The sequence below is a fragment of the Micromonospora sp. NPDC049497 genome, assembly GCF_044465805.1.
Lineage (GTDB): Bacteria > Actinomycetota > Actinomycetes > Mycobacteriales > Micromonosporaceae > Micromonospora.
Genome location: NZ_JBITMC010000009.1, coordinates 43,329 through 62,464, shown reverse-complemented (window position 1 = coordinate 62,464; position 19,136 = coordinate 43,329). Strand labels below are relative to the sequence as shown.

The 19,136-nt window shown below is 73.8% G+C and carries 8 protein-coding genes; all 8 read left to right on the top strand.

Annotation, left to right across the window (positions count from 1 at the left end):
- Nucleotides 1–146: 146 nt before the first annotated feature.
- The 8 genes from ACIBR0_RS14920 (at nucleotide 147) to ACIBR0_RS14885 (ending at nucleotide 19,120) form a co-directional block, all read left to right on the top strand.
- The gene (locus ACIBR0_RS14920; RefSeq protein WP_396715837.1) at nucleotides 147–2,057 is read left to right on the top strand and encodes a BTAD domain-containing putative transcriptional regulator; all 1,911 of its coding nucleotides are present in this window, start codon (nucleotides 147–149) and stop codon (nucleotides 2,055–2,057) included.
- A 133-nt stretch (nucleotides 2,058–2,190) separates the two neighbouring features.
- Nucleotides 2,191–3,555, top strand: coding sequence for an FAD-dependent oxidoreductase (locus tag ACIBR0_RS14915; RefSeq protein ID WP_396716068.1), 1,365 nt, complete (start codon nucleotides 2,191–2,193; stop codon nucleotides 3,553–3,555).
- Between the two features lie 69 nt (nucleotides 3,556–3,624).
- On the top strand, nucleotides 3,625–4,962 hold the full coding sequence (locus ACIBR0_RS14910; protein ID WP_396715835.1) for an MFS transporter: 1,338 nt from the start codon (nucleotides 3,625–3,627) through the stop codon (nucleotides 4,960–4,962).
- A 438-nt stretch (nucleotides 4,963–5,400) separates the two neighbouring features.
- Entirely contained in the window at nucleotides 5,401–6,678 is a 1,278-nt protein-coding gene (locus tag ACIBR0_RS14905) for an NAD(P)/FAD-dependent oxidoreductase (protein ID WP_396715833.1), read from the top strand.
- A gap of 64 nt (nucleotides 6,679–6,742) precedes the next feature.
- Entirely contained in the window at nucleotides 6,743–8,002 is a 1,260-nt protein-coding gene (locus tag ACIBR0_RS14900; RefSeq protein ID WP_396715831.1) for a cation:proton antiporter, read from the top strand.
- A 12-nt stretch (nucleotides 8,003–8,014) separates the two neighbouring features.
- Nucleotides 8,015–10,828 carry an AAA family ATPase gene (locus ACIBR0_RS14895; protein ID WP_396715829.1) on the top strand — a complete coding sequence of 938 codons (2,814 nt, stop codon included), beginning with the start codon at nucleotides 8,015–8,017 and terminating at the stop codon, nucleotides 10,826–10,828.
- A 49-nt stretch (nucleotides 10,829–10,877) separates the two neighbouring features.
- Nucleotides 10,878–12,548 (top strand): NAD(P)/FAD-dependent oxidoreductase, encoded by a 1,671-nt coding sequence (locus ACIBR0_RS14890; protein ID WP_396715827.1) that lies wholly within the window; start codon nucleotides 10,878–10,880, stop codon nucleotides 12,546–12,548.
- Nucleotides 12,549–12,853: 305 nt separating this feature from the next.
- Nucleotides 12,854–19,120: an SDR family NAD(P)-dependent oxidoreductase gene (locus ACIBR0_RS14885; RefSeq protein WP_396715825.1), complete on the top strand. Its 6,267-nt coding sequence runs from the start codon at nucleotides 12,854–12,856 to the stop codon at nucleotides 19,118–19,120.
- Nucleotides 19,121–19,136: the final 16 nt, after the last annotated feature.

Below are 19,136 nucleotides of genomic sequence, written 5' to 3'. Positions count from 1 at the left end.
TAGGAGGCGGCGGGTGGCAACGACGGGTGGTCTGCCGCCGGGCCCGCGGGCCGGGTGTCACCCGGCCGGCGGGGCCCGCGCGGACGCGGGGGAGGCGTTCGGTGCGACAACGTCAGGAACAACTGTGTTTGGCCGTGCTCGGGCCCATGCGCGCATGGCGGCACGGGGACGAGATCACGCTCGGCCCGCCGAAGCAGCGGGCCCTGCTCGGCCTGCTGGCCAGCCGGGTCAACGACGTGGTCGGCTTCGAGGAGATCATCGACGCGGTGTGGGGCAGCGAGGTGCCACCGACCGCGGCCAACGGGGTGCACACCTACGTCGCGGGTCTGCGGCGGGTGCTGGAACCGGGACGCAGCCGTCGGGACCTCGGTGACGTCCTGGTCTCCACCGGTGGCGGGTACGCCCTGTTCATGAACCCGGACGACCTGGACACGACCCTCTTCGCGGCCCAGCACCGCCAGGCGCGCCGGATGCGCGATGCGGGAGAGGGCGCGAAGGCGGCCGAGGTCTACCAGGCGGCGCTGCGGTTGTGGCGCGGCCAGGCGTACTTCGGCGTGCCCGGGCCGTTCGCCGCGGTGGAGCGGACCCGCCTGCAGGAGCTGCGGCTGACCGTGATGGAGGAGCTGTCCGAGCTCCTGCTCGACCTGCACCGGCCGGCGGACGCGGTCACCGTGCTCGCCGAGGCGGTGACCAAGGAACCGCTGCGGGAGAAGCTGCGCGGCCTGCTGATGCTCGCCCTCTACCGAAGCGGCCGGCAGGCCGACGCGCTGAGCCTCTACCGGGAGACCCGGCATCTGCTCCGCGAGGAGTTGGGCATCGAACCGGTCCTGGAACTGCGCGACCTGCACAACCAGATCCTGGCCGGGCACCCCGACCTGAACGACCCGGCGCCGCCCGAGCTGCTGGCCGAGGTGCCGGCCTCGCATGAGCCGCGGCACGGCGACGTGCGGCGGCCCGCCCAGCTGCCCTGCCGGCCGCGCGGCTTCGCCGGTCGGCACGCCGACCTCGCCCAACTGCGCGACGTGGTCGAGCGGGACCGCCGGCACCACGGTGCGACGACCGTTGCCGTCATCGAGGGCGGGCCGGGTGCCGGCAAGACCGCGGTGGCGCTCGAACTGGCCCACGAGATAGCCGGCGGCTTCCCGGACGGGCAGCTCTTCGTCAATCTCCGCGGCGCCGCCCCGGACGGTGGACCGCCGCTGTCCCCGCTGGACGCCCTCACCTTCGCGCTGAAGGGCCTCGGCATCGACCCTCGGTGCATCCCCGACGACCTCCCCGCGGCCAGCGCCCTCTACCGCAGCGTGCTGGACGGGCGACGGATGCTCGTGGTGCTCGACGACGCGGCGGACCCGGAGCAGGTCCGTCCGCTCATCCCCGGTGGGCCGGCCTGCGTCCTGGTCACCAGCCGGCGGCGGCAACGCGGACTGGCGGCACGGGACGGGGCGTACCGGCTGACACTGGGACCGTTGTCCACGGCGGAGGCCACCGATCTGGTCGCCAACCTGGCCGGCGCCGGCCGGGTGGCCGGCCAGCCGGACGAGGTCGCCGAGCTGGCCGAGCTGTGTGGACGCCTGCCCCTGGCGCTGCGGATCGCGGCCGTGACGCTGGCCGCCGAGCCCGCCCTCACCCCCGGCCAGCTGGTCCGTCGGTACCGGCTGCCGCACACCCGGCTGGACCACCTCGCGGTACGCGGCGACTCGATCACCGACGTCCGCGCCGCCCTGGCCGTCTCCTACCACGGGCTGCCGCCGGAGGCCGCACGGTTGTTCCGGAGGCTCGGCTGCTGCCCCAGCGCGGCGGTCACCACACCGATGGCGGCCGCGCTCGGCGGGCTGACCCGTGTCGAGGCGCACCACCAGCTCCAGATCCTCGTCGACCACCACCTCCTCGAGGAGGTGACCGGCTGCCTGTACCGGTTCCCGGCACTGGTCCGGGTCTACGCCACCGAGTGCAGCGAGGCCGAGAGCCAGGCCAGCCGGATGGCGGCACTGGGCCGGATGCTCGGCCTCCAGCGCCACGAGGAGGTCCTCCACCAGTACGAGGAGAGTGCCGCCTGAGCCTGTGCAGACATCGACCAGAAGACCTCCAGACCAGCGACGGCAGACTCGGCACACCCGGCGGTGCCGGCGAGTTGCGCGCCGCCCGATGGTCTCGCTTCGCGACAGCCAGCCCAGAGGAGAGTCCGTGAGCATGATCGGTAGCCATGCCATCGTCGTAGGTGGCTCCATCGGCGGGATGGCCGCGGCCACCGCCCTCGCCCGCCGGTTCGACCGCGTCACCGTCATCGACCGGGACACCCTCCCGACCGACCAGGCGCAGGACCGCCGCGGCGTGCCGCACGGCATGCACGCGCACGCCCTGCTCATCAGCGGCCGGCTCGCCCTCGACGAGCTGTACCCGGGCCTGACCGAGGAACTGATCGCCGGTGGGGCGGTGCCTTTCGACCCCGGCGCCGACCTGCTGTTCCACCAGATGGGCGCGCTGCGGGTGCGGTTCCGCAGCGGCATGCTGGGGATCAGCCAGACCCGGGCCTTCCTGGAGCTGACCGTGCGCCGGCGGGTCATGCGGATGCCCAACGTGACCATCCACGACCGGCTCGCCGTCTCCGACCTCACCGGGGTCAGCGGTCGCGTCACCGGCGTGGCGCTGGACGACGGCCGTACCCTCGCCGCGGATCTCGTGGTCGACGCCACCGGCCGCAGCGGTGGCCGGTCCGACCGCTGGCTGGAGAAGCTCGACTGCCCGGCTCCGGAGAACGCGGTCGTTCGGATCGACGTCGGCTACACCAGCCGGATCTACCGCCGCCAGCCCGGCGACCTTCCCGACGGCACCCTGCTCGCCCTGATGGCGGCGGTGCCGCCGCACCACAAGCGGGCCGCGGCGGCCTTCGCGGTCGAGGGCGACCGCTGGGTGGTGACCATCGGCGGCTGGCACAAGGACCACGCCCCGGCTGACCCGGCCGGCTTCCTCGCCTTCGCCGAAGGTCTTCCGTCGCCGGCCATCGCTCATCTGATCAAGAGGGCCGAGCCGCTCAGCGACCCGGAGACCCGCCAGTTCCCGGCCGCCCGCCGCCGTTTCTTCGAGCGCCTCGACCGGCTGCCCGTCGGGTACGTCGCCCTCGGCGACACCATCTGCAGCTTCAACCCGCTGTACGGCCAGGGCATGACCGCCGCCACCCTGGAGGCGCTCGCGCTCGGCCGCAGCCTCGACAAGTTCGGCGTCGCCTCCGCCGAGATGGCCCGGCACTACTACCGGGCCGCGGCGAAGGTGCTGGAGACGCCGTGGCGGATGGCGACGGGTGGTGACTTCGCCTACCCCGAGACCACCGGCCCCAAGCCGTTCGGCACCGACCTCCTCAACCGGTACGCCCGCGAGGCGATGCTGGCCAGTCACGTGTCGCCGGAGGTGCACAAGGTGCTGTTGGAGATGCAGCACCTGCTCTGCCCGCCGTCGGCGCTGCTGCGACCGGCCACGGTGCTGCGCTCGTTGGTGGCCGCCCGCCGGTCACCGGCCCGGGCCGAGGTGACCGCCCGGTCCGCCGCGCCCGCCCGCTGAGACCCGCCGCAGCGGGCCGTCGTCCGTCCGGTTCCGCCGGTCCGTCCACCGCCGAATGAGGGAGCTGCCGTGCCACCGTCGACCCCGCCCCCGCCACGTCGCTGGTGGGCACTGGCCGCCGTGGTGGCCTGCCTGCTGCTGATCGGGCTCGACACCACCACCGTCTTCCTGGCGCTGCCGGAGCTGATGACCCGGCTACCGGCGTCGGCCGGGCAGCTCCAGGGCGTCTTCGTCGGCTACCTGCTCACCTTCGGCCTGTTGATGGTGCCGCTCGGCAACCTCGCCGACCGGCTCGGCCGGCGGCGCGTACTCCTGGCCGGCCTGCTGGTCCTGGGGCTCGGTGCGGCCGGCGCGGCGCTCGCCGACAGCGTCGCCGCGCTGCTGGTCGCCCGGGTGGTCATGGGCGTCGGCGCGGCCGCTGTCATGCCGACCGCGATGGCGATGCTGCCGGTGCTGTTTCCGCCGGAGGAACGGGGGCGGGCGTTCGCGGTGGCCTCCGCCGCGGTGAGCCTCGGTCTCTGCCTCGGTCCGCTGGTCGCCGGCGTGTTGCTGGAGCGGTACTGGTGGGGCTCGGTCTTCCTGGTCGACCTGCCGATCGTGGTGGTGGCCGCGCTACTCGTCGCGGTGCTCTTCCCGGAGACCCGGACGGCACTCCGGCCGCCGCCGGCCGGCCGCCGTCCGTGGCTGAGCCGTCCGGTCCTGCTCCTGGCACTGGTTTACGTGCTCATGACCGGGTTCCTGTTCGTGCTGACGCCGTACCTCGACGGGGTGGGCTCCGCCCGAGGACTCGCCGCCGGTCTGCGGCTGCTGCCGCTGGTCGGAGCGCTGCTGGTCGGCGCGGTCCTCGGCGAGCGGCTCGGCGCCCGGGTCGGCCCGCGGGCACCCGCGGTGACCGGGGCCATCCTGCTCGGCGTCGGTCTGGCGCTGTTCACCACGGTGGGCACCGCCACCACCGCCGCCCGCGTCACGGTGGGGCTGGTCGCGGTGGGGGCGGGCCTCGGCGCGATGCTCACCGGCGCCCTGCGGGCGGCCACCGCCGAGGCCCCGGACGATCTGCTCGGCGTGGTCCGCTTCACCACCGCCGTACGCCAGGTCGCCGGGGCGGTCGGGGTGCTGCTCGCCGGCACGGTGCTGACCCTGGCGTATCGGGACGGCCCGTCGGCGGTCGGAGCCCACCTGGGCGCCGCCCTGCGCCAGGCACAGGAGGCCGGCCCGGTGGGTGCCGAGACACGCGTCGCGGCCCGGTTGGCGTACGTGGACGGCCTGCACGCGGCGGCGCTGGTCGGGGTGGGGTTGGCCCTGCTGGCGGCCGGCATCGCCGCCACCGGGCGGTTCGGGCCGCCCACCGGGGGGCGGGTTCCGGCGGTGCGGCAGCCGGCCCCCGCCGCCACGGATCACCCCGCCTGACCCTCCACGGCGCCGCACATCCTCCGTCCGGCCCGTCCGCGCCTCGACAGACGCGGACGGGCCGCGCCGCGTCCGGGGCCGCCGGCCGGATCGGGCAGAGGTGGCGCTTCCCCCGTGGCCGCTGCCGATCACCTCTGGCGCCGATCTCGTAACCACTGTGGACTGTCGGGCCGAGGAGCCCTGTGATGGCCGCTGACCTGACCGGATGCCGGTAGGAGAGAGGACGGGGCGCGGATGGCCGGCGGCGGGCGTCGTGGGGGACCGGGAGAGGCCGAGGGAAGCCCTTAAGACCACGTCCAGAGGGTCTGCAGAACAGCCTGCGCAGACTGGCCAGGCGCACCCGGGAACCACCGTCGGACCGCGCGGGGCCGGTTTTCAGGCATCGGTCCGCCCGGGTCGTCCCGCCCCTTTCGTGGCCCGATCAAGGGAGAGTTGCGAATGTCGTCCAATCTCTACGGCATCCCAGACGACTTCGATGTCGTCGTCATCGGTGGCGGCCCCGCTGGCGCCACGCTGTCCGCGCTGCTGAGCGAGCGCGGCCGGCGCGTCCTCGTGCTGGACCGCGAGCGCTTCCCGCGCTACCACATCGGGGAGTCCCTCATCCCCGGCTTCATGCGCCCGATGGAGGAGCTGAAGCTCCTCGATCGGATGGAGCAGCGTGGCTTCGAGAAGAAGCACGGCGGCACGCTGGTCTGGGGCGCGCAGAAGATCCCGTGGGGCTTCTCTTTCATCGAGGGTGGCCCGTACAGCTACTCGTACCACGTCCGTCGGGCCGACCTGGACTCGATGATCCTGGACCGGTCGCGGGAGCTCGGCACGCACGTCATCGAGGAAGCCACCGTCAAGGAGCACATCGAGGAGGACGGCCGTGTCGTGGGCGTCCGCTACTCGATCCGGGGCTCCGACGAGGTCCAGGAGGCCCGGGCCTCGCTGGTGATCGACGCATCCGGTCAGGCCCGCGTCCTCGGGCGCAAGCTGAGCAACGTCAACTGGCACGAGGACATGCGCAACGTCGCCGTCTGGACGTACTTCGACAACGCCGATCGGCTGCCGGGGGACGAGTACACCAACATCCTCATCGAGGGGCTGGAGGGGGGCTGGTTCTGGGGCATCCCGATCGACAAGGGCACGATGAGCGTCGGCTACGTCACCGCCTCGGCGGCGGCCGCCACCTCGGACGAGTCCCTGGAGGACCTGTTCCGGGCCCAGCTCGGGCGGTCCACCCAGCTCAAGGAGCTGCTGAAGGACGCCCGCCAGTCCAGCGGCTTCCGCTCCGCCCGGGACTGGTCGTACACCTGTGACCGGTTCTACGGCCCGGGTTGGGCGCTGGTCGGCGACGCGGCCGCCTTCGTCGACCCGCTGTTCTCCACGGGGGTGGCGCTGGCCACCCTGGCCGGCAGCTCCCTGTCGAAGATCGTCGACAAGGTGCTGGAGCACCCGGAGATCGAGGAGGTCGCGCTGGAGCGGTACGCGACCGCGTACCGGGCGTTCTTCGACGAGATCCGCACCTTCGTCGGCAAGTTCTACGACCGTACGAGGTACAAGGAGTTCTACTGGGAGCAGGCCCAGACGATCGTCGACCCGAAGCGCGAGCGCGACCCGCGGGAGGACTTCGTCACCCTGGTCTCCGGTCTCAGCGGCCGTCACCCGCTGTTCAACATCGACGTCGACGACCTCATCGCCGAACACGCGGCGACCGCCGCCGTCGGAGCCTGACCCACCCACGCGGCAGCCGCCCCGGCGGCTGCCGCGTGGACCGCCGGAGGTGAATAGGGGCCTGATGACCAGCCACACGATCCAGATGTTGTTCGTCGACCTGGCGCTGATCCTGCTGCTCGCCCGCGGGTTCGGTGTGCTCGCCGTCCGGCTGGGGCAGCCGCCGGTGGTCGGTGAGATCTTCGCCGGAATCCTGCTCGGGCCGACCCTGTTCAACGGCTGGATCGCCGAGAACCTGTTCCCGACCGCCGTCCGGCCGCTGCTCTCCGGCATGGCGGACGTGGGGGTGGCCCTGTTCATGTTCGTGGTCGGCCTCGAACTGGAACGCGGCGTGCTGCGCGGCATGGGGCGCAAGACCGCCGGGGTGGCGGTCGGTGCCACCCTGCTGCCATTCGTCCTCGGCCTCGGGCTCGGCTGGTACCTGCTGCGGGGCAACGGCAACGGCGACGCCATCGCCTTCATCATCTTCATCGGCCTGTCGGTGTCGGTGACCGCGTTCCCGGTGCTCGCCCGCATCATCGCCGACCGCGGACTGGCCCGGACCACCGTCGGCACCTTCGCGCTGGCCACCGCCGCCGTGGTCGACGTGGTGGCCTGGGTCGCCCTCGCCGCGGTGCAGGCCTCCGTCGGCGGCGAGGGCGGGCACTGGCGCGTTCTGCTGCTCCTGCCGTACGTCGCCGTGATGTTCCTGGTCGTCCGCCCGCTGTTGCGGCGTCTGGTGACCGGTGGCGATTCGGACAACCCCGTCAGCGTCCCCCGGCTGGTGGCGGTGCTCAGCGGTGCCCTGCTCTCGGCCGCGGCCACCGAGGCGATGGGTATGCATTTCATCTTCGGCGCGTTTCTGTTCGGCCTGGTGATGCCGACCGGCGGCGCGGAGGAACGCAGCGAGGCGATCCAACGGCAGACCGGCCAGCTGACCGCACTCCTGCTCCCGGTCTACTTCGTGGTCGCCGGGCTCAACGTGGACCTCGGCGGAGTGGGCCTGGACGGTCTGCTCGACTTCGGCATGATCCTCCTGGTCGCCGTCGCCGGCAAGCTCGGCGGCACCTATCTCGCAGCGCGCCTGCAGGGCCTTCCACCCCGTGCGTCGCTGGCGCTGGGCACGTTGCTGAACACCCGCGGACTCACCGAACTGATCATCCTGGGCGTCGGGCTGCGGATCGGCCTGCTCGACGGCTCCCTCTACTCGTTGATGGTCGTCATGGCGCTGGTCACCACGGCGATGACCGGACCGATGCTCGCCTGGATCTACCGCCGGCCGGTGGAGATCGCCATGCCGGCGGAGGCGCCGGACCCGGTACCGGCGGCCCGGTCGTCGGCTTAGGAGGAGGAAGAGATGCACCTGGTCGAACGCGGGTCCGAGCTGGCTGCCGTGGCGGAGGTGTTGACCGCGTCCGTCGGCGGCACCGGCGGGGCCGTCCTGGTCAACGGCGGCATCGGCTGCGGCAAGTCCGAGCTGCTCGACGCCGTACGGGGACGGGCCGAGCAGAACGGCTTTCTGGTGCTGGCCGCGGTGGGCTGCTGGGCCGAACGGGAGTCGTCCGGCGGCGTCCTCGGGCAACTGCTCCGCTACGCCGACGCGCCCTGGGCCTCGGCCGACCGGATCGCCGGGTTGCTCGCCGGGCTCGGCGCCGCCGGACCGATCCCGGAGGCCGAGCCGCGCACCCTCGACGCTGCCACCAGCGCCACCCTGCACCAGCTCTGCACCGAGTTGCTCCAGGTCTCCGAGCGGGTGCCGGTCCTCATCTGCGTGGACGACGTGCAGTTCGCTGACGCGGTCTCCCAGCACTGGCTGATCCAGCTCCTCGGTCGGCTGCGCAACGCCCGGGTGGCCGTCGTCGTCGCCGAGTGCGTACTGTCCCGGCCGACCGACGCGCGACTGCGCGCCGAGCTGCTGCGGCTGCCCAGCTACCGCCGGATCCCGTTGCAGCGGCTCTCGCCGGCCGGGGTGGCGACGGTGCTGCACCGTCACCTGGATCCGGACACCGCCGCCGCGCTGTCCACCGAGGTGCACCAGGTCAGCGCGGGAAACCCGTTGCTGGTCCGTGCGCTCGTCGAGGACCAGCGCGCCGGTGACCGGTCGCCGGACGTGCGGGCCCGGGTCGTGGTCGGTGAGGCGTACGGGGACGCGGTGCTCAGCTGCGTGCTGCGCGGCCGACCGGTGCTGATGCGGGTGGCCCAGGCGCTCGCCGTGCTCGACGAGGGCGCCGACAGCGGCGCGCTGGCGGTCCGGCTGCTCGACGACGAGGAGCCGGCCACGGTCCGGAGCGGACTGGCCGCGCTGGACGCCGCCGGCCTGCTGGACCGAAACGCGCTGCGGCACCCGGCCGCCACCGCCGCGTTGCGCGCCAGCGTGCCGGCGCACCACCGGGCCCGGCTGCACCGGCGTGCCGCCGAACTGCTCTACTCCGACGGAGCGCCGTCGACCCGGGTGGCCCGCCATCTGGTCGCCGCCGACCCGGCGCTGCCCGACCGGGCGTTGCCCGACTGGGCGCTGGCGGTGCTGCGCGCCGCCGCCGAGCGGCACCTGGTGGAGAACCGGGCCGCCGACGCGTACGCCTGCGTCGAGGTGGCGTTGCGGATCTGCGCCGACCAGAGCCTGCGTGTCCCGTTGAAGGCCCTGCTCACCAGCGCGGCCTGGCTGCTGAACCCGTCGATGAGCGTCCGGCACCTGGGTGAGCTGGCCGAGGCGTTGCGGCAGGGGCGGCTGGGTGACCGGCACGCCCTGATGCTGGCCAAGTACCTGCTCTGGCACGGCCGCTTCGAGGAGGCGGCCGAGGCGATCGAGCGCATCGCGGTGCGGGGTGAGGAGCACGACCCGGCCGGCTCGGCCGAGCTGCGCGCGACCCGGGAGGTTCTCGCCGCGTCGTACCCGGCGCTGGTCTCCGGACGGCTGCACCCGGCGGAGCGCACCACCGGTCGCTCCGCCCGCGACCCTCGGGTACGCAGCGCGGCGGCGCTGTCGTCGCTGCTCGCCGGCGGCGACGAGGACGAGGCGGTGGCGGAGGCCGAGGCGTGCATGCGGGCCATGCGGCTGACCAAGAAAACCCAGGAAGCCCTCATGTGCGCGGTGGCCACCCTCCAGTTCGCCGACCGGCTGCCCGCCGCGGCCAGCTGGTGCGACCACTGGCTGGCCGAGGCGCGGGCGTGGCAGGTGCCGCTGTGGGAGGCCGAGTTCGCCTCCCTGCGCGCCAGCATCGCGCTGCGGCAGGGCAATCCGCTGCTGGCCCGGCAGCTCGCCGAGGCGGCGCTCAAGCAGGTGCCGCTGGAGAGCTGGGGCGTCTGCATCGGCGGGCCGCTGGCCAACCTGGTGCAGGCCGCCACCGACACGGGCGACCACGAGGCGGCGTCGACCTATCTGGAGATGCCGGTGCCGGAGGGCATGTTCAAGAGCCGGTTCGGCCTGTACTACCTGCACGCACGGGGCCGCTTCCAGTTGGAGAACGGCCGCCCGCACGCGGCGCTCAACGACCTCACCACCTGCGGCCAGCTGATGACCTCCTGGCGCTTCGACCGCCCGGCGCTGGTGCCGTGGCGGGCCGAGGCGGCCCAGGCGTACCTGCTCACCGGCGATGTGGCGCGGGCCCGGGCCCTCGCACGCGAACAGCTGGCACTGGTCGGTTCGCGGGCCTCCCGGACCCGCGGCATGTCGCTGCGGGTGCTGGCCGCGGTCAGCCCGCCGGGCGAGCGCGCCGACCTGCTCACCGAGGCGGTCGAGGTGTTGCGCGGCTGCGGTGACCAGGCCCAGCTCGCGCAGGCGCTGGGCGACCTGGGCTGCCTGCACTACCAGGCCGGCCGCCCGGCCCGCGCCCGCCCGCTGGTCGAGACGGCGGCCCGGCTGGCCCGGGCGTGCGGGGCCCGGCCGATCCTGCGGCGACTGCCGTTGGAGGCGGGACCGGCGCGGTCCGAACCCGCCGACCCGGCCGAGCAGGTGAGCCGGGTGGCGGCGCTGTCGCTGCTGTCCGGGGCGGAACGCCGGGTGGCGGCACTGGCCGCCCGCGGCCACACCAACCGGGAGATCTCCCGCCGGCTGTGCATCACCGTCAGCACGGTGGAGCAGCACCTCACCCGGACGTTCCGCAAGCTCGGCGTCAAGACCCGGGCGGACCTGCCCGAAGAGATCGTGCTGGACATGGCGGTGGCGGGTTGACGCCCGCCGGCCGTCGGGCCCCCGCACACCGTTTCCCGACGAGAAGGAGGTGAGAAGATTGCCGCTCGACAGTTCCGGATCGGGACGCGACGACCGGTACGACGTGGCGATCCTCGGCAGTGGTATCGCTGGCGGCATGCTCGGTGCGGTGCTGGCCCGCAACGGCGTCAAGGTGCTGCTGCTGGACGCCGGCGCCCACCCACGGTTCGCGATCGGGGAGTCCACGATCCCGTTCACGTCCGGTATGACCAGGATCATCGCTGACCGGTACGGCGTGCCGGAGATCAAGCCGCTGTCCAGCTTCCGCGGCGTGCAGAAGCACGTGTCCCGCAACTGCGGTCGCAAGCAGAACTTCGGCTTCGTCTACCACCGCGAGGGCTCGCCGCAGGACCCGAAGCAGATCAACCAGTTGGTCGTGCCGTCGATGCTGCGGACCGAGTCGCACCTGTTCCGCCAGGACGTGGACATGTACCTGTTCCAGGTCGCGGTGAAGTACGGCGCGCACACCCGGCTCAACACCCGGGTGGTCGACGTGGAGATCGACCCGGACGAGGGCGCCGTGCTGCGCTCGGACCGGGGCGAGGAGTTCCGGGCCAGCTACGTGGTGGACGCCGGGGGCTTCCGCTCGCCGCTGGCGGACAAGTTCGAGCTGCGCGAGATTCCCACCCGGGCCCGGGTGCACTCGCGCAGCGTCTTCACCCATCTCATGGGGGTACGCCCCTACGACGGGTCGCCGGCCGCCGGCCGTGGCCACGACCAGCCGAACCCCTGGCACCACGGCACGCTGCACCATGTCTTCGACGGTGGCTGGATGTGGGTGATCCCGTTCGACAACCACCCGGACTCGCTCAACCCGTTGGTCAGCGTCGGCCTGACCCTCGACCCCCGGGTGCACCCGAAGACCGACGTCCCCCCGGAGGAGGAGTTCCGCCGGTTCCTGAACCGCTTCCCGGACATCGCCTGGCAGTTCGAGGACGCCAAGCCGGTGCGGCCGTGGGTCTCCACCGGCCGGTTGCAGTACTCGGCCAAGCAGATCGTCGGGGATCGGTACTGCCTGACCTCGCACGCGGCCGGCTTCATCGACCCGCTCTACTCGCGCGGCATGACGAACACGCTCGAACTGATCAACATCATGGCCTGGCGGCTGATCGCCGCCGCTCGGGACGGCAACTGGTCCACGGAGCGTTTCGAGTACCTGGAGACGCTCCAGCAGGGACTGTTCGACTTCCACGACGACATCGTCTACAGCTCGTTCGTCGCGTTCCGCGACTACGATTTGTGGAATGCGGTGAACCGCACCTGGCAGCTCGGCACCATGCTCGGGAACGTCGTCATCGAGGATGCCTACTTCCGCTATTCCCGCAGTGGTGACGACAAGGTCTTCCTCGCCCTGGAGGACAGCCGTCGCCCGGGCTCGCCCTTTCCGGTCAGCGAGAAGTTCAACGAGTTGGGCATCTTCACCCGGCAGACCTGCCAGGCGGTGGAGGCCGGCACGCTGACCGCGAAGGACGCCGCCGCGCGGATCTTCAGTGAGATCGCCTCGGCCGACTACCTGCCCCCGTCGTTCGGCTTCGGGGACCCGGAGAACCGCTGCTTCAGCGCGTCCCCCTCGAAGATGGCGCGCAACGCGGTGTGGAGCCGGAGCAAGGCGCCGAAGGAGATCGGCGGAATGATGACCCGGGCCACCGCCGGCCTGGTCCGGATGCGGCTGCGCCCCTGACCGCAACCGTCACGCGGTACGGCGGCGGTCTCGTTGATCCTGTCACGGGCCCGCCGCCGTCGCGCGTGTGATGCGATCAACATTGACTTTGGTCGCTGTCATTCGTCCGCGTCGCGATAGGGGTCGGCCTCGGGTGCGGACCGGGGGAATCGGGGTTACCGCCCATTCGCCACCCGCGTAGATTCTGGTGGGCGGCGACGAATTACCCCGCCATCCACGGAATTCCCACAGCGACGGGTGACGAATGATGGCACCCGCAATTTGTGCACTCTCCCGCCGTGGTCCCGTCGACGAAGAGGCAGTGAATGGACGCGATGGCAGGCTTCGACACGGCAGACCAGATCGCGATCGTCGGCATGGCCGGGCGGTTCCCGGGCGCCGATGATCCGGAGGCCCTGTGGCGACTGCTGACCGGACGCGGCGACGCCGTCGTCGGCGTACCGGCGCAGCGGTGGGACGCCACGGCCCAGCTCGACCCGGAACGTGAGATCCAGGCCGTGGGGGGCTTCCTCGACGGGGTGGACCAGTTCGACGCGGCCTTCTTCGGCATCTCGCCCCGGGAGGCCGAGGACATCGACCCCCAGCAGCGCCTCATGCTCGAGGTCACCTGGCGGGCGCTGGAGGACGCCGGGCAGCCGTCCGCCGGCCTGGCCGGTACCCGTACCGGCGTCTACGTCGGCGCGTCCTGGCACGACTACGAGATCGCCCGCCGGGAGCGGGGCGCCCCGACCAGCCAGCACAGCCTGGTGGGCAACGCCCTCGACGTGATCGCCGCCCGGGTGTCGTACGCGTTGAAGCTGCGCGGCCCGAGCCTGACCGTGGAGACCGGCTGTTCGTCGTCGCTGGTCGCCCTGCACCTCGCCGCGCAGGCGCTGCGGTCGGGCGAGATCGACGCCGCCGTCGTCGGCGGGGTGAACCTGATCCTCGCGCCCGACGTGTCCGTCGGCCTCACCCACTTCGGGGGTCTCTCCCCGAACGGCCGGTGCGCCGCCTTCGCGGCCGACGCCGACGGGTTCGTCCGTGGCGAGGGCGTCGCCGCCGTCCTGGTCAAGCGGCTCGACCGGGCGCTGCGCGACGGCGACCGGGTGCACGGCGTGCTGCTCCGCTCGGTGGTCAACAACGACGGCGGCGGGGAGAGCCTGGTGACCCCCAGTCGGGATGGGCAGCGCGAACTGCTCCGCCTCGCGTACGGCGACGGCGCGGTGCCGCCGGACCGGCTCGGCTACGTCGAGGCGCACGGCACCGGCACCGGCCGGGGCGACCCGATCGAGGTCGGCGCGATCGGCGAGGTGCTCGGCCAGGTCCGCACCGTCGGGCCGCTGCCGATCGGGTCGGTGAAGACCAACATCGGCCACCTGGAGGCGGCGGCCGGGATGGCCGGCCTGTTCAAGGTCCTGCTCGCGCTCCGGCACCGCACCGTTCCGCCGAGCCTGCACTCCGCCGCGCTCAACCCGGAGATCCCGTTCGACCGGCTCAACGTCACCGTGGTGCGGGAGCCGCTGACGCTCCCCGCTGACGAACCCGTCTACCTCGGGGTGAACTCCTTCGGCTGGGGCGGCACCAACGCCCACGTCGTGGTCGGCCCGGCCCCCGCACCGGTCGCCGGCCCGGCCGTCGAGCCGCCGGACACGGGCCTGCCCGCGGTGGTGCCACTCTCCGCCCGCAACCCGGCCGCGCTCGTCGCGTTCGCCGGCGACCTCGCCGACCGGGTAACCGAGCCGGAGGCCGACCTGCCCGCGGTCGCCGGGACCCTGGCCTGGCACCGGGACCACTTCCCGCTCCGCGCGGCGGTGGTCGCCGAGCGGCCGGCCGCGCTGCGTGACGGGCTGGCGCGGCTCGCCGCCACCGGGCCGGACGCCCCCGACGCCGACCTGCCCACCGGCCGGGCCGTGCCGCACCGCCGTACCGCGTTCGTCTTCCCTGGCCAGGGCTCCCAGTGGCGGGGGATGGGCCGGGAGCTCTTCAAGCGCAGTCCCGTCTTCGCCGACGTGGTACGCCGCTGCGCTGAGGCGCTGCACCCGCACGTCACCTGGGACCTGACTGCCGTCATCGCGGACGAGGCGGGTGACGAGTGGACCACCCGGATCGACATGCTTCAGCCGACGCTCTGGGCGATGTCGCTCGGGCTGGCCGAGTTGTGGCGGGCCAACGGGGTGCATCCGGACCTGGTGCTCGGGCACAGCCAGGGGGAGATCACCGCGGCCACCCTGGCGGGCGCACTCTCCTACGCCGACGCCGCCCTGCTGATCGCGCGGCGCAGCGCCATCGCCCGGCGGGCCTCCGGGCGGGGCCTGATGCTCGCGGTGGACCTCGACCGCGACGGTGCCCGGGAGGCGTTGCAGGGCTTCGAGGAGACGGTGGCCCTGGCCGTGCACAACGGGCCCCGCTCCTGCGTGCTCTCCGGTGACCGGGACGACGTGCTGACCCTCAAGGAGCTGCTGGAGGCCGAAGAGGTCTTCTGCCGGCTGGTAAACGTGGACTACGCCTCGCACAGCCCGCAGATGGGGGCGCTCCGCGACGACCTGCTGGCCGCGGCGGAGCCGGTCCGCCCGAGGGCCGGCACCGTGCCGCTTCTCTCCACCGTCCGGGTCGGACTGGTCGGCGGCACCGACCTCGACGCCCGGTACTGGGTGGAGAACCTGTGCCGCCCGGTGCTCTTCGCCGACGCCATGCGGCGGGCGTTCGACGACGGGGTCACCCACGTCGTCGAGATCAGCCCGCATCCGGTGCTCACCCCCGCCGTCGAGCAACTCGCCGCCGAACGTTCCGAGGCGGTCGCGGTGCTCTCCACCCTGCGCCGGGACCAGGGCACCGCCGAGGACATGGCCCGAGCCCTGGCCCGGTCGTACGTGGCCGGGCTGGCCCCGTTCGGCGGGCTGCCCCGCGGCCGTCGGGTGGACCTGCCGGGCTATCCGATGCGGCCGGAACGGTACTGGCCGGCGGCCCGGCCCCGGCGCGCGGGCGGGCGCGGGTTCGAGGTGGAGCTGGCACCGGCGCCCGGGCAGGTGGACACCTGGCACGCTCCGGTCGGGCTGACGCTGGGCGAGCAACCGTGGCTGGCCGATCACCGGGTGCACGACGCGGTGGTGCTGCCCGGTGCCGGCATGCTGGCGTTGCTGCTGCTGGCCGCGCGGGCGCGGACCGGTGGGCGGCCCGGCAGCATCGACGACGTGTCCTTCGACCGGGAGGTCACCTTCGCCGGCGACGACGTGCGGCTCACCGTGGAGTGGCGCGACGACGTCACCGAGGGCGGCAGCGTACGCCTGCTGCACCTGCCCGACGGGGCCGCCGGCTGGACCGCGGCGGCCGGCGGCCGGGTGTCCTACCGTCCGGCCGACGGACCGGGCCCCGACTACCCCGACTGGGCCGACGCCGCGACCCCGAACGATCCGGACGCCTTCTACCAGGAGTGGGCCGGTCGCGGGCTCACCTACGGTCCAGCGTTCCGACGGGTCCGGGACCTCCGGGTGCACCCGGACGGCGCGGAGGCGATCGGCGAGGTGGCCCTCGCGGAGGGGCTGCGCGCGGGCAACCGGCCGCACGCGCCGCACCCGGCCCTCGCCGACGGCGCCCTCCAGGTGGCACTCGCGCTCTGTCCCGGCGACGGGGCCGTGGTGCCGGTCGCCGTCGATCGGATCGTGCTGCACACCGACCTCGACGATCCGCCGACCACCGTCCGGTCGCACGCCGTGCGGCACGACCCCGAGCACTACGACGTGCACGTCTTCGACGCAGAGCGGCGGCCGGTCCTGAGCCTGCGCGGCCTGCGCCTGCGGCCGCTGACCCGGACCGCTGCGGGCAACGACGACGCCGCGCGTCTGCACCGGCTGGCCTGGACGGCGGCCGAGCCGCCCGTGGTGCCGGCGAACCCGGGCCGGTGGCTGGTGTGCGGCCCGGCCGCCCGAGGTGACCTGGTCACCGCCCTGCGGGCGGCCGGCGCCGACCCGGTCGACGACGCCACCGACGCGCTCGCTACCGATCCGCGCACCGAAGCCGCCGGCGTGGTCTTCGTTGCGCCGGACGCCGAGGCCGGGCTCGCCGCGCAGCGGCAGGGCCTGCTCCGGCTCACCGCCGTGGCCCGCGCCTGCGCCGGCCGGAGCGTGCCGCCCCGGCTCGCCGTCGTCACCAGCCGGGCGCAGGCGGTCGCGGCGGATGACCGGCCCGACCCGGGCGCGGCCCTGTACTGGGGCTACCTGCGGGCGCTTCGCCGGGAACACGGCGAACTGGATCCCCGGGTGATCGACGTGGACCCGGGCGACCGCGACCGGCCCGCCCGGTGCGCCACCGAACTGCTCGGCGGGGAGGACGACCAGGTGGTGCTGCGCGCCGACGGCCGCCGGGTCGGCCGGCTGGCCCGCGGCGAGCGCCCGGGGGAGGACGCCGTCGAACTGCCCGTCCCGCGTACACCGGCGCAGCCGTTCCGGGTCGTCCCGTCCCGGCCGGGACGGTGGGAAGGTGTCGTCCCGGTCCCGCTGGCCCGGCGCGCCCCCGGACCGGGCGAGGTGGAAATCGAGGTCACCGCGACCGGGCTCAACTTCATCGACGTGATGAAGGCCGTCGGCACCTACCCCGACCCGTCCGGAGGGGCCGACCTGCTCGGCGGCGAGTGCGCCGGCCGGGTCGTCGCGGTCGGCGACGGGGTCACCACACCCCGGCCCGGGGACCGGGTGGTGGCCTGCGCCTTCGGGGCACTGGCCAGCCACGTCACCGTCCGGTCCGGGCACACCAGGCCGGTGCCCCCGGGACTCACCGACACCGACGCCGCCGCCCTCCCGCTGGTCTACGCCACCGCCTGGTACGCCCTGACCGACCTCGGTCGGCTCGCCCCCGGCGAGACGGTGCTGGTGCATTCCGCCGCCGGCGGGGTGGGCCTGGCCGCCGTGCAGGTGGCCCGTGCCCTCGGCGCCCGGGTCGTAGCCACCGCCGGCAGCGAGGCCAAGCGCAACCACCTGCGGGCGCTCGGCGTCACCGACGTCTTCGACTCCCGCGACCTGGGCTGGGCCGCCCGGGTCCGGGCGGCGACCGGCGGGCGGGGCGTGGACGTGGTGCTCAACTCGCTGACCGGCGCGGCGATCCCGCTCGGCCTGGACGTGCTCGCCGAGGACGGCCGGTTCATCGAGATCGGCAAGAAGGACATCTACGCCGGACGGCCGATCGGCCTGGACGCCTTCCGCAAGGGCATCACCCTCGCCGCCGTCGACCTCGCCGGTCTGATGGACCGGCGACCCGACCGCTTCGCCCGGCTCTTCGCCGACGTGTGGCAGCGGATCGCCGACGGCACCCTGCCGCCGCTGCCCACCCGGGTCTTCCCGTACCCGGAGGCGGCCGAGGCGCTGCGCGAGATGTCGCACGGCAACCACATCGGCAAGCTGGTGGTGGCCGACCCGACCACCGTCGACACGGTCACCGCGGTGCCGTTGCCGGCGGGACGCTTCCGCGACGACACGTACGTGATCAGCGGTGGCCTCGGCGCGCTCGGCCTCGCCCTGGCCGAGTTCCTCGTCGCGCACGGAGCCGGTGGCCTGGTGCTGATCGGCCGCTCCGCGCCCAACCCCGCGGTGCAGGCCCGGGTCGCGGCGCTGCGCCGCACCGCCGCCGTCGAGGTGCTCCGCTGCGACGTCGCCGACGAGGCCGCGCTGCGCCGGGCGCTGGACGGGCCGCGCGCCGCGCTGCCGCCGGTGCGCGGGGTGTTCCACGCCGCCGGCCTGCTCGACGACGCCACCGTCGGGACCCTCACCGCCGAGCAGGTGGCCCGGGTGCTGGCGCCCAAGGTGGACGGCGCGCTCGCCCTGGCGGCGGTCACCGCCGACGACCCGCTGGACCTGTTCGTTCTCTTCTCCTCGGCCGCCGCGTTGATCGGCAATGCCGGCCAGGCGGCGTACGGCGCGGCGAACTCCTGGCTGGATGCCTTCGCCGAGGCCCGCCGGCGCGCCGGACGGCCCGCGCTCAGCGTGCAGTGGGGCCCGTTCGGTGACGTCGGGCTGGCCGCCGCCGACGAGAACCGGGGCGCCCGGCTGGCCGAGCGGGGCATGGAGAGCTTCTCCACCGGGGAGGCGTGGCCGGCGCTGCTGCGGATGCTCGGCCGCGACGAGCCGGTGGTCGGGTACGTGCCGCTGAACCTGCGGCGCTGGTTCGACGCGTACCCGGACACCGCCGGACTGCCGAGCTGGCAGTGGCTGCGCTCGGCGGCCCGGGACGGCGACGCCGCCCACGCGTCGCACGGCTTCCGGGGCACCCTGCTGCAGGTACCGGCCGCCGAGCAGGCCGTCCTGGCCGAGGCGAAGGTGCGCGAGCTGGCCGGCCGAGTGCTCCGGCTGGAGGCCGACCGGGTCGACCGGGAGACCCCGTTCAAGGACCTCGGCCTCGACTCGCTGATGGGCCTGGAGCTGCGCAACCGGCTGGAAGAGGCGTTCGGGCTGCGGCTGTCGCCCACCCTGCTGTGGACGTACGGCAGCGCCCGTGCCCTGGCCGGCGCGCTCTGCGCGCAACTGGCCCGCACCGCCGAGTCGTCCGCCGCCGAACCGGATGTGCCGGACGGGGCGGACATCGACCGGCCCGTGCCGGCCGGCTGACCTCGCCTCAATGCCC